The organism is Pusillimonas sp. ANT_WB101 (assembly GCF_008369125.1).
Lineage (GTDB): Bacteria > Pseudomonadota > Gammaproteobacteria > Burkholderiales > Burkholderiaceae_B > Allopusillimonas.
Genome location: NZ_VOAY01000004.1, coordinates 492872 through 505291, shown reverse-complemented (window position 1 = coordinate 505291; position 12420 = coordinate 492872). Strand labels below are relative to the sequence as shown.

Genomic DNA, 12420 nt, shown 5'->3' with positions numbered 1-12420 from the left:
TTGACGTGTTTTCAGACGCTCGCCTGACTAACTTCATCGCAAATACGCTGGCATTGCTGGCGGTGTTTGCTTTGCTGGCGGGTGTTGTGGCGTGGATTGCTCAGCGTCCCTATTTTGCGATCTCGCGGCTGCAGATTGAGCCTGTAGAAGAGGCGAGCAAGCTTGCATTCGTTTCTCCTGCCAGTGTGCGTGCCACCATTGCGGGCAAGCTGGCCGGCAACTTCTTTTTCGTCAGCCTCGATGAAACCCGGCAGCTGATTGAGTCGGTTCCATGGGTGCGCCATGCCAGCATTCGTAGGGTGTGGCCAGATACCTTGCGCGTGCAAATCGAAGAGCAACAGCCTCTCGCGCTGTGGAATGAAAACGAGATGATCAATACCTGGGGCGAAGCGTTTGTTGCCAATCAGGGTGAGTTGCCGGATGACGCGCAAATGCCGCAGCTGAACGGTCCCGAGAGCTCGGAGCGCCTGGTTGTGCAAAGGTACGCTGAAATTGCGCGCTGGTTTGCGCCTTTGAGCCTGCGCGTTGAAGAAGTCACGCTGAGCCCGCGTTACGCATGGGAGGTGCAGTTGTCTGACGGCATGCGCCTGAACCTTGGGCGTGACCCCGCTGCCGATGTGGCCGACCCTCACGGGCGCGCCGGCGCGCTGCCTTTTGCAGCCCGAATTGAACGATTTGTCAGTGTCTGGCCTCGGCTGGCCCCCAGAATGGAAGGGCACACCATCAGCACGGCAGATCTACGCTATCCCAACGGTTTCGCCATAACGTTGGCCCCTGTTCCAAACACCTCTACAAAGCACTGAAAACTATGACCCGTGACATCAAGGACCTGATTGTTGCACTCGATATCGGCACCAGCAAAGTGGTGGCCGTAGTGGCTGAGATCTTGCCCGAAGGACGCTTCGAAGTGCTTGGACTGGGTCAGCATGAATCCCAGGGCATGCGCAAGGGGGTGGTGGTAAATATTGAGTCTACCGTCAACTCCATTCAGCGTGCTCTCGAAGAAGCTGAACTCATGGCTGACTGCAAAATCCGTGAGGTATACACCGGTATTGCGGGTAGCCACATTACCAGCTTTAACTCCAGCGGCATGGTGGCTGTGAAGGACAAAGAGGTTACTGCAACCGACGTGGCGCGCGTCATTGAGACGGCCAAGGCGGTCAATATTCCGACCGACCAGCAGGTGCTGCATGTTTTGACGCAGGAGTTTATCGTCGATTCGCAGGAAGATATTCGCGAGCCTATCGGCATGAGCGGCCTTCGCCTCGAGGTGCGGGTGCACATCGTAACGGGCGCGGTCAGTGCAGCACAAAATATTGTGAAGTGTGTGCGTCGCTGCGGTCTCGAAGTGCAAGACCTTATCTTGCAGCCACTGGCCTCCAGCTTGGCTTGCCTTACTTCGGATGAGAAAGAGCTGGGCGTCGTGCTTGTCGACATTGGTGGCGGTACCACGGACATTGCCATTTTTACGGGTGGTGCCATACGCCATACCGCTGTCGTGCCTATCGCCGGGGATCAGATCACCAGCGACATCGCCGCCATGTTGCGCACGCCGACGCCTGATGCCGAAGAAATCAAGCTGCGCTTTGGCATTGCCAAACAGATGCTGGCCGGCGCAGATGAACTTATTGAAGTGCCTGGCCTCGGGGATAGGCCCAACCGACAGGTCAAACGGCAGGCGCTTGGTGCGGTGATTGAGCCGCGCATTGAAGAGCTTTTTACGTTTGTACAGCAGGTTGTGCGCCAGTCTGGCTACGAAGATTTGCTGGCCTCAGGTGTGGTGCTTACCGGAGGCACGGCGCTCATGCCAGGCATTGTCGAGCTGGCCGAAGACGTATTTTTGAAACCTGTGCGTGTGGCAGTGCCTGCCTATGAAGGCAGCCTGGCCGATGTTATGCACAATCCGCGATTTTCCACGGTAATGGGCCTGCTGACCGAGGCTCGTTTGCAGCGCGCCCGTGGGCGCAAGGTCGCTCAGCAAAAGGGCAGTTTCAAGACCCTGCTGGCACGCATGAAAGAGTGGTTTATGAATTAGAGCTGTGGTGGTTCTGATTGACAGGCGGGATAAGCCTGCTCACGGAAGCGCTTCAATCCAGGTGCGAGCAATTTTACGTTGGCATTTCGTTTGAAGTCATTCCGGACAATAAGTAAGTAGTACTGGGGATTTGTTCTTGGGTTTTATGTTTTCTTTGGATCTGTGAGGGAGTCAGTCATGATGAATTTTGAAATGCTCGACACGAGCTCAAACGGCACCGTTATCAAGGTGGTCGGAGTGGGCGGCGCAGGCGGCAATGCCGTGGCGCATATGATTCGATCTGGTGTACAGGGAGTGGATTTTATCTGCTGCAACACCGATTCGCAGGCGCTGGTTACCACTGAAGCGCCAGTGCAAATCCGCCTTGGCCGCACTGGCCTGGGTGCAGGTGCGCGACCTGAGCAGGGGCGTGCTGCAGCTGAAACTGCACGCGAAGAAATTCGTGCCGCTCTGAACGGTGCGCACATGGTGTTTATTACCGCTGGTATGGGTGGTGGCACGGGTACGGGCGCTGGCCCTGTGGTCGCTGAAGTGGCCAAAGAGCTTGGGATTTTGACGGTTGGTGTGGTCACTAAGCCTTTCTCGTTTGAAGGCGGCAAGCGCCTGAAGATGGCAGAAGAGGGTATTACCGAGCTGTCAAAGCATGTGCATTCTTTAATCGTCGTGTTAAACGAAAACCTGTACGATTTGATGGATGACGACGCAACACAAGAAGACTGCTTCAAGTCGGCTGACGATGTGTTGCACAACGCATGCGCAGGCATTGCTGAAATCATTAATGTTGAAGGCAATGTCAACGTCGACTTTGAAGACGTCAAGACCATCATGGGCGAGCAGGGCCAGGCCATGATGGGAACTTCGATTGCTTCGGGTGTCGATCGTGCACGTGTTGCAGCCGAGAATGCAATTGCCTGCCCGCTGCTCGAAGGTGTCGACCTTCATGGCGCACGTGGCATGTTGGTCAACATTACTGCCAGTCGCACACTCAAAATGCGCGAGACACGTGAAATCATGGATACCATTCGTGGCTACGCAGCTGACGACGCTACTATCGTCTTCGGTACTGCGTACGACGAGGCCATGGGCGAGAACCTCCGTGTCACCGTAGTGGCCACAGGCCTTGGGCGTGCCCAGGCGCGCCCACAGCTGGTAGCGCATTCCAACGAAGATCTGCGCACCGGCACCGACAATATGTCAGTGTCCGGCGGCTATGACTTCAACACTGATGTACCTGCTGTCATTCGCAACCCCCGTGGCCAGGCTTCGGCACAGGTACGGGCTCTTGAAACCGCTGGCATGGATCATTTCGATATCCCCGCGTTTCTGCGCAAGCAGGCCGACTGATATTGATTTTGCCGGTCCACCGCCCGGCAGATCCAGCCTCTCTCATTCTTGACGGGCTGTACGCCGTCAAGATCCCGGCAGGCACACCTCCGTACCCCAGTGGAGGTGTGCCGTCGCGCATATACGTCGTGCACATGTTACTGAACGCTGCGCTGAGTGGCCCCTGTGCCATCTCAGGCCATTTTGTCCAGGGCCCGTCCTTTGAAGTACCGCGAATACATCGCAGAAAAGGGCGAATTCCCTCTTCCGTCCATTGAAGCCGACTGAAACAAGTATAGTTATGGGTTAACCCTAGGATCGGTTACACTGGGTTTTAATGAAAAGTGCCAGTTTTTTGCGGGCGCCATCACTGTGAAAACCGATCATGCTACGTCAACGCACCATACAACAGCCCGTCAGTACCAAAGGCGTCGGCCTGCACTCAGGCCGTAGGGTCGAGCTTACGCTGCGTCCCGCCGAGCCCAATACGGGTATTGTGTTTCATCGCATTGATTTGCCCGAAATCGTCGACCTGCCGGCCAAGGCTGATCAGGTGGGTAACACCCGTATGGCGTCGGTGCTGCAAAAAGGCAATGTGCGCGTTTCAACGGTTGAGCACCTTATGTCCGCGTTGGCGGGGTTGGGTGTCGACAACCTGCACGTTGATCTTACCGCCGAAGAAGTACCTATCATGGACGGAAGTGCAGGTACATTTGTGTATCTGCTGCGTTCAGCAGGTCTGCAAGAGCAGGCGGCGGCCAAACAGTTTTTGCGCGTACTAAAGCCAGTCGAGGTGCGTGAAGGTGAGGGCGACGACCTTAAATGGGCAAGGCTCGAACCCTACGACGGCTTTGCCTTGTCATTCGCCATCGACTTCCATCATCCAGCCATTGACTCCACAGCCAATTTCGCTGAGGTTGATTTCGAGAAAGATTCTTACGTCAAGTCTATCGCGCGGGCGCGTACATTCGGCTTTGTCAACGAGGTCGAAGCCCTGAGGGCTGCGGGTTTGGCTCGCGGCGGTAGTCTTGATAACGCCATCGTTATGGACGAATTCCGTGTGCTTAACTCAGACGGCCTGCGTTACGATGACGAGTTCGTAAAGCATAAAATACTTGACGCCATTGGCGACCTGTATCTCATTGGCAAACCTCTGGTTGCGCGCTACATAGCGTGCAAGTCGGGGCATGGCCTTAATAACCAGCTGGCGCGTGCGCTGCTGGCCCAGAGCGATGCCTGGGAAATCGTTACTTATGCTTCGGCCGAGTCAGCGCCCAAGGCATTCAGCTACGAATGGAAACTGGCCTGAGGTCAGCTTCTGTGGTGGGCGAGCAAACGGCTTACTGCATCGGCCAACGGCCCTGGTCGCAACTGGCTTCTTAATGTGTCGAAGGCCTGCAGAGCGTTTTCGTCCAGCGGTACGGCCTCTCGTGCAAGTACCGTTGTCGTATTCTGGTTCAGTGCGGCCTGCACGCGCACTTGTGCATTTTCTAGGTTCCAGCCCTTCTGGTTCAGCAAATGTATGATGCGTGGTGCCATCTGTCTGAGCTTTGAGGCGTAGGCGGCACTGGGAACTGCCAGCGTCAGTTGCTGTCTGTCTATACGGGCTACCCGGCAAACCGCTGCCAGCGCAGGTGGAAGCACTGCTTTTGTCGCTTCTTCGGCTGCCAGCAAGTTTCGCGCCATGGCGAGCACGCTCGCGCCATGCTGGTCGCTACCAAGCCAGCTGAGTGCCAGCGAAGCCGGGCTGGCCTTGTGGCCGGCGGTTGCAGACGAAGAACGTGGCATGCGCGTCATGTCAAAATATTTTTGAAAGAGATCTCTGTTTATGCGGAATCGTACAGTTCATTCTAACCCTAACGGCTTGCGGCGCGTATTCATTGCGCTGGCGGCCATTACTGCCATGGGTGTTTCGGCAGCAGCAGGCGCGCTGGTTCAGTCACGCCTGGCTGAGACCGACCAGATCATGTTAAGCCCCCATCAAGAGCGCATCATCAGCGATCAGGTCTCACGAGATTCTGCCTATGTGCGCGAAAACGTCAATCAGCTCGCTGTCAAAGTGGGCGATCTTAAAGCGCAGCTTATTGCCATGGATGGCCTGAGTAAGCGTGTTGCGGATGCGGCCGGAGTTTCGTACACCGACCCCGAAATACTCACCAGCCTGGCCCAACCTGTCGTTGACGAGCCTGTCATCATGGACGACATACAGGCTGGCATACCCACCCAAGTTGGGGCAAGGCCTGCCGGAATTAGCTGGAGTGCAGAGGGTCTTGGTCGTCAGCTAGACGAGTTAACCCATCAGCTCTCCGAGCAGAAAGACTGGTTCAGCATGCTTGATCTGGTGCTTACCAAGCGTATGGGCGTTGAAGCGGGCCTGCCCGATATCATGCCGGTCGATTACCCCTACCTGAGTTCATCGTTTGGCTGGCGCCGTCATCCCATCAGTGGCCGCCACATCATGCACGAAGGGCTTGATTTTGCGGCCCCACGTGGCACTCCCATTCACGCTGCGTCCGGCGGGGTAGTTACCGAGGCCCGCTATGTATCAGGCTACGGAAAATTGGTCGAAATCAATCACGGCAATGGTGTGGTTACTCGTTATGCGCATGCCTCCTCTGTTAACGTCAAGCAGGGTGATCTCGTCGAGAAAGGCCAGGTGATTGCACGGGTTGGCTCCACAGGCCGTTCCACAGGCCCGCATTTGCACTTCGAAGTGCGGATGGCTGGCCATCCGCTAGATCCCACGCTATTTCTGCCTTCGCAAGACGATTCTGCCCCTATGGTGGCCAGTGTCTCTGGCAGCAAAAAAGCCAATGTGCCGCAGCTGCGTTAAACTGTAGCGTTTTCCTGCGGAATCTTCCGCCAACCCATTGACATAGCATGCAAGGTTGCGCCGTGACGGGCGTGCCGGCATCGACGACACAAGAATGGTTTCTTTGCTCAAAAAGCTGATTGGCAGTCGCAACGACCGCATCCTCAAGCAATTTCGCAGACAGGTGGCGCAGATCAACGCGCTTGAACCTGCCATGCAGGCGCTGTCTGACGAGGAGCTGGCTGGCAAAACGCCGGCGCTTCGCCAGCGCTTGGCAGAGGGGGCCTCGCTTGACGATTTGCTTCCCGAGGCCTTCGCTGTGGTGCGCGAGGCAAGCAAGCGGGTGTTCGGCATGCGGCATTTCGACGTCCAGATGATGGGTGCCATCGCCCTGCACAATGGCAAAATTGCCGAAATGCGCACGGGCGAAGGTAAAACGCTTATGGCGACGCTGGCTGTTTACCTGAACGGGCTCACCGGTAAAGGCGTGCATGTTGTAACGGTTAACGATTACCTCGCCAGGCGTGACGCAGAGTGGATGGGTCGGCTTTACAACTTCCTGGGTATGTCAGTGGGTGTGGTCGTTCCGCAGCAAGAAAACGACGAAAAAAAGGCAGCCTATCAGGCCGATATTACTTACGGCACCAATAACGAATATGGCTTTGATTATTTGCGCGACAACATGGAATACCGCGCAGAAGATCGTCGCCAGCGCCCACTTAGCTATGCCATTGTCGATGAGGTTGACTCCATTCTTATCGATGAGGCGCGTACTCCACTCATTATTTCAGGGCAGGCTGAAGACAATACCGAGTTGTATATACGCCTTAACGTCGTGCCGCCCATGCTCAAACGCATGGCTGCCGAGCCCAAACCCCAAGAACCTGAGCCAGAGGGCGATTACTGGGTAGATGAAAAAGCCCAGCAGGTGTTTTTGTCTGAGGCGGGCCAGATACGTGTAGAAGAGGTATTGGCCGAGATTGGTGTGTTGCCAGATGGCGAGTCGCTTTACGACCCGCGGCATATTTCGCTGGTGCACCATCTTATGGTGGCGCTACGTGCCCACACGTTGTTCTTCCGTGACCAGCAGTATGTGGTGCAAAACGATGAAGTCGTCATTGTTGACGAATTTACCGGGCGTCTCATGGCAGGCCGACGCTGGTCTGATGGCCTGCATCAGGCGGTCGAGGCTAAAGAAGGCGTCAAGATCCAGAACGAAAACCAGACGCTGGCATCCATTACCTTCCAGAATTACTTTCGCATGTACGAGAAGCTGTCCGGCATGACCGGTACGGCTGACACGGAAGCCTACGAGTTTCAGGAAATCTACGGGCTTGAAACCGTCATTATCCCCACCAACCGTCCAATGGTTCGCAATGACCAGAACGATCAGGTGTTCAAGACTGATGACGAAAAATACCACGCGATTCTGGACGACATCAAAGATTGCCATAAGCGCGGCCAGCCTGTTCTGGTGGGTACCACCAGTATCGAAAACTCTGAGCGCCTTTCTACTCAACTTCAGAAAGAAGGGCTGGTCCATGAAGTGCTAAACGCCAAGCAGCACGCGCGTGAGGCCGAAATTGTCGCCGAGGCTGGCAAGCCCGGCCATATCACCATTGCAACCAACATGGCTGGCCGAGGCACTGACATTGTGCTGGGCGGCAGCGTCGAGAAGCAGGTAGCGCTCATATGGGCTGACGAATCTCTGAGCGATGCCGAGAAAGAAGAGCGCGCTAAGGCGATCAAGTCAGAATGGGCTCCGGCCAATGAGGCCGTCAAGGCTGCAGGTGGGTTGCGCATTATTGGTACCGAGCGCCATGAGTCGCGGCGTATCGACAACCAGTTGCGCGGACGTGCAGGGCGACAGGGTGACCCAGGGTCATCACGTTTTTATCTGTCTCTTGAAGACTCGCTCATGCGCATTTTTGCGGGTGACCGTGTGCGTTCCATTATGGAACGTCTGCGTCTGCCCGAAGGCGAGCCTATTGAGGCCAAAATGGTTTCGCGCTCCATCGAGTCTGCGCAACGCAAGGTAGAGGCTCGCAACTTTGACGTGCGTAAGCAGCTGCTTGAGTACGATGATGTGGCCAATGATCAGCGCAAGGTGCTGTATACGCAGCGCAACGAAGTGCTTGAGTCTGAAGACGTCTCTGACACCATCGCAAACCTGCGCATGGCTGCCATCTCTGATCAGTTCAGGGCGTTTGTGCCTGACGATTCGGTCGAAGAACAATGGGATATCGCCGGGCTGCAGGCCGTGCTTGAGTCTGAATGGCAAATTTCCCTGCCGTTGCTCGATATGCTCGAGAAAGAGCCTAGTCTTACCGATGACGATCTGCTAGAGCGTACGTTGGCCGAGGCTCATCGTCTTTATCAGGCCAAAGTTGACCTGGTAAGCAAAGAGGGCTGGGCGCCGTTTGAGCGATCCATGTTGCTTCAGGCCATTGACACGCACTGGCGCAACCATCTTTCCTCACTTGATCATCTGCGGCAGGGTATACATTTGCGCGGCTATGCGCAGCGCGACCCTAAGCAAGAGTACAAGCGCGAGGCCTTTGAACTGTTTTCCGCCATGCTTGACCGTGTGCGCGACGAAGTCGTTAAAACGTTGATGACGGTGCGTATTCAGTCGCGCGAGCAGGTTCAGGTAGAAGAAGCCGAGCCCGCTCTCGACAATGTGCGCTACCATCACTCCGATTATGATGCGGCGCTCAGTGGCGAAGATCCGGGTATTGCTGAAGACTCTGCCCAGGGCCGTGCTGGCGCAGCAGCGGGTGCGGCAGCAGGTGTTGCTGGAGCCGCAAAAGTGGGCCGTAACGACCCATGCCCATGCGGAAGTGGCAAAAAGTATAAGCATTGCCACGGGCGCCTGGCTTAAGGGCGTAAACCAACAAAGCGGCTCGTTTTGAGTACATCACTCAACGCGAGCATTCGTGGGCTTAGTGATGCGGGGCATGCCCCGTATTTCAGGCGTAGCCTGCAATTTATACGGCAAGCGTGCCGGGTAGGTAGGCAATGCGGTTGCTTGAGTACTCACATGTTGGAGCGTGCGACTGATTTAAGTGTGTGCTCCAGCGCGAAGCCGATACACTTAAATCAGAAATATCGTCGCTAGCCCCAGAAATATAAAAAAGCCCAGCGAGTCGGTGGCGAAGGTAAGCAGTACCGATGAGCCCATGGCGGGATCTTTGCCAAACTTGTCGCGCAGCATGGGTATTAAAACACCCAGCGTCGCACCGATCAGCATGTTGCATACCATGGCCGCCATCATGACGCCGGCAATAGCTGCTGACCCAGAGATAGCCCAGGCGAAGGCGGCGGCGACAAGACCGCCGCACAGGCCAACCAGCAGGGTAACGATTAGCTCGCGCTTGACCAGTGTCCACGCGTTTGAGCCTGTTACGCGCCCCACAGCGAGTGCGCGGATAATCATTGTCATGGTCTGGTTGCCCGAATTACCGCCTATGCCCGCCACGATGGACATCAGGAAGGCAAGAATCACGATGTGGCTAACCGTACCTTCGAAACGTGAGGCGACCAGCGATGCAATAGAGGCGGTACACAGGTTGATAAACAGCCACGGTGCACGGTTGCGTAGCGCGTCTGACAGGGGGGCAAAGATGTCTTCTTCTTGCAGACCTGCACGCGACAGTGCTTGCTCTTGTGAGTCTTCCTGGATAACGTCAACAACGTCGGCAATGGTGACGCGGCCGATCAGCCGGCCCTGATCGTCCACCACAGGTGCGGACACCAGATCGTAGCGCTCAAAGGCGCCTGCTGCGTCGGCGTCGGAGTCGAGCGGGTTGAGCGTCAGGTAATCGGTAAGCATAACTGACGACACCAGTGTTTCTGGGTCTTTGACCAGCAGCGATGTCAGGTGCAGCGTGCCCTGAAGCTTGTCCTGACGGTCTACGACAAAGATCTGGTCAGTGTGATCGGGCAGTTCTTGCAGACGGCGCAGATAGCGCAGCACCACTTCGAGCGATACATCTTCCCGCACCCTGACCATTTCGAATTCCATGATCGCCCCGACCGTGTCTTCGGGGTAACCCATGGCTTCGAGTAACTGCGCGCGTTCGCCTTCAGTCAGGCCTTTTTGTACTTCGGCAATGACGTCGGGCGGAAGGTCTGCCGCCAGGTCAGCGATTTCATCGGCATCCATGGTGCCGGTGGCGGCCACCAGATCTTGGTGGTCCATGGATTCGATGAGTGACTCGCGGGCCCAGTCATCGACTTCGAGCAGGACGTCGGCGTCATGTTCGGCACTGACCTGTTGCCATACGACCTGTCGCTCCTGCACCGGCAACGATTCGAGAATGAAGGCAATGTCAGCCGGATGCAGATCGTTGATAATCGCCCGGATCTCGTTTTCGTGCTGCTTGTGCAGCAGGCCTCCGAGCTGATGCGATTTGTCGTCGGACTCGTGACGCTGGGCGAGCGATTCCACAACATCTTGACGCTTCAGGATGGTTTGCAGCTCTTGCAGTGCCAGCTGTGCATCTTCAGGCTCGAGACGGCGCGGAATGGAGAGCGGGACGTTTTCCGCCCGTTGCTGGGGATCCGGCATGTGTGGCCTTGCTTTAAACAGGTGGAATGGCGCGGCGTTTGCGCTGATCGTCAGTCGCGACGTAGGTAAGAATAGCCTCGGTTACTTTGACGACTTCAGCTTCCATGCGCTGGCGCTCGGCATACACTTCAACGGAAATCGTGATTGAAGTGGTGCCTACTTTGATGATGTCGGCATAAAAGCTGAGCAGATCACCTACGAATACGGGCTGTTTGAACGTAAATGAGTTAACGGCGATGGTGGCGACGCGCCCGCCTGCACGGCGAGTGGCCGGTATGGAGCCGGCGATATCAACTTGCGACATGATCCACCCGCCAAAGACATCTCCATGGAGGTTGGCATCAGAGGGTTGTGGCATGACGCGCAGTATGGCGCGCCGCTCGGGCGGGGGTAATGTAGTGTCGTGATTCTCGGTATTCAACGTCGCAGTTCCATAAATTACGGTGCTCAGGCGGGTTGTGCTGCCAGCCATTGGCGGGCCAGTTCCACCCAATACGTGGCACCTAGCGGGATAAGGTCATCGTTGAAATCGTAGCTGCCATTGTGCAGCATGCAGGGGCCCAGGCCGTGACCACCTTCGCGATGGTCGCCGTCCCCGTTGCCGATCCATACATAGCAGCCGGGTTTTTCCAGAAGCATGAACGCAAAGTCTTCGGCGCCCATGGAAGGGCGGATTGACTGTCTGACATGCTCTTTTCCCACAATGCTTTCGATGACCTGGGCGCAAAATGCAGTGGCCCCCTCTTCGTTGAGCGTGGGGGGGTACTTGCGATGAAAGGCAAAGTCGACTGAACATTTCATGGCCTGGCAGCTCAGCGTGGCGATGTCGCGCATACGCGTTTCGATGAGATCGAGCACGGCTTCTGAAAAAGTGCGTACTGTACCGCGCAGAAAAGCCTCGTTAGGAATGACGTTGTCGGCTGAACCGCTGTGTATTTGCGTGATACTGAGAACGGCATTGTCGAGTGGGTCTAGCTCGCGTGAAATAATGGTTTGCAGGGCTTGTGCCAGCTGCACGGCGGCCATGACTGGGTCGTTGCCCAGGTTGGGCATACCGCCATGGGCACCTTTGCCCTCAATGCGGATCTCGAACGTATTACTGGACGCCATCATGGCCCCTGGGCGTAGAGCAAACGTGCCTACCGGCATACCAGGCCAGTTATGCATGCCGAAAACGGCCTGCATGGGGAAGCGGGTAAACAAACCGTCGTCGATCATGGCCTTTGCACCGCTGAAGCCTTCTTCGGCAGGCTGGAATATGACGTAGACAGTGCCGCCGAAATCACGGTGCTGGGCCAGGTGGCGTGCCGCAGCCAGTAGCATGGCGGTATGGCCATCGTGGCCACAGGCGTGCATTTTTCCTGGAAACTTACTGGCATGCTCGAAGGTGTTGGCCTCTTGCATGGGCAGGGCGTCCATGTCGGCGCGCAAGCCCAGAGCGTAACCATTTTGGGTGTTGCCTTCGATTACGCCCACCACCCCTGTTACGCCAAGGCCGCGATGAACGGTGATGCCCCAGGACTCTAGCTTTGAGGCTACAAGGTCGGCAGTACGGACTTCTTCGTAAGCCAGTTCGGGGTGTGCATGTATATCGCGGCGTATGGCAGCAATTTCGGATTTCCATCCAACGATAGTTTCAGCAAGTTTCATGGCCAAGTGTCCTATGTATTGTCAGGGTGA

10 protein-coding genes are annotated in these 12420 nt (G+C 56.2%); 6 read left to right on the top strand and 4 right to left on the bottom strand.

The features are described from left to right. Positions 1 to 5: 5 nt before the first annotated feature. The 4 genes from FQ179_RS18430 to lpxC all read left to right on the top strand — a co-directional run bounded on the left by FQ179_RS18430 (position 6) and on the right by lpxC (position 4667). The gene (locus tag FQ179_RS18430) at positions 6 to 803 is read left to right on the top strand and encodes a cell division protein FtsQ/DivIB (RefSeq protein ID WP_149398761.1); all 798 of its coding nucleotides are present in this window, start codon (positions 6 to 8) and stop codon (positions 801 to 803) included. A gap of 5 nt (positions 804 to 808) precedes the next feature. Then, positions 809 to 2035, top strand: coding sequence for a cell division protein FtsA (ftsA, locus tag FQ179_RS18425; protein WP_149398760.1), 1227 nt, complete (start codon positions 809 to 811; stop codon positions 2033 to 2035). A gap of 177 nt (positions 2036 to 2212) precedes the next feature. Then, a complete protein-coding gene (gene ftsZ / locus FQ179_RS18420; RefSeq protein ID WP_149398759.1) occupies positions 2213 to 3379 on the top strand; it encodes a cell division protein FtsZ in 1167 nt (388 codons plus the stop codon). 364 nt (positions 3380 to 3743) lie between these two features. Continuing rightward, positions 3744 to 4667: a UDP-3-O-acyl-N-acetylglucosamine deacetylase gene (gene lpxC, locus FQ179_RS18415; RefSeq protein ID WP_149398758.1), complete on the top strand. Its 924-nt coding sequence runs from the start codon at positions 3744 to 3746 to the stop codon at positions 4665 to 4667. 2 nt (positions 4668 to 4669) lie between these two features. Here lpxC and FQ179_RS18410 read toward each other — a convergent pair whose 3' ends face one another. Continuing rightward, positions 4670 to 5155 carry a DUF721 domain-containing protein gene (locus tag FQ179_RS18410; RefSeq protein ID WP_149398757.1) on the bottom strand — a complete coding sequence of 162 codons (486 nt, stop codon included), beginning with the start codon at positions 5153 to 5155 and terminating at the stop codon, positions 4670 to 4672. A gap of 31 nt (positions 5156 to 5186) precedes the next feature. Here FQ179_RS18410 and FQ179_RS18405 point away from each other — a divergent pair, with 31 nt between their 5' ends. Continuing rightward, positions 5187 to 6191, top strand: a complete 1005-nt coding sequence (locus tag FQ179_RS18405) for a M23 family metallopeptidase (RefSeq protein ID WP_149398756.1) — start codon at positions 5187 to 5189, stop codon at positions 6189 to 6191. Positions 6192 to 6285: 94 nt separating this feature from the next. Further along, positions 6286 to 9051 carry a preprotein translocase subunit SecA gene (gene secA / locus FQ179_RS18400; RefSeq protein WP_149398755.1) on the top strand — a complete coding sequence of 922 codons (2766 nt, stop codon included), beginning with the start codon at positions 6286 to 6288 and terminating at the stop codon, positions 9049 to 9051. Positions 9052 to 9264: 213 nt separating this feature from the next. Here the strand turns inward: secA and mgtE are convergent, their stop codons facing one another. The 3 genes from mgtE to FQ179_RS18385 all read right to left on the bottom strand — a co-directional run bounded on the left by mgtE (position 9265) and on the right by FQ179_RS18385 (position 12390). After that, positions 9265 to 10740, bottom strand: coding sequence for a magnesium transporter (gene mgtE / locus FQ179_RS18395; RefSeq protein WP_149398754.1), 1476 nt, complete (start codon positions 10738 to 10740; stop codon positions 9265 to 9267). Between the two features lie 13 nt (positions 10741 to 10753). Beyond that, positions 10754 to 11098: an acyl-CoA thioesterase gene (locus FQ179_RS18390; RefSeq protein ID WP_370459898.1), complete on the bottom strand. Its 345-nt coding sequence runs from the start codon at positions 11096 to 11098 to the stop codon at positions 10754 to 10756. A gap of 89 nt (positions 11099 to 11187) precedes the next feature. Beyond that, the gene (locus FQ179_RS18385) at positions 11188 to 12390 is read right to left on the bottom strand and encodes a M20 aminoacylase family protein (protein ID WP_149398752.1); all 1203 of its coding nucleotides are present in this window, start codon (positions 12388 to 12390) and stop codon (positions 11188 to 11190) included. Positions 12391 to 12420 lie beyond the last annotated feature (30 nt).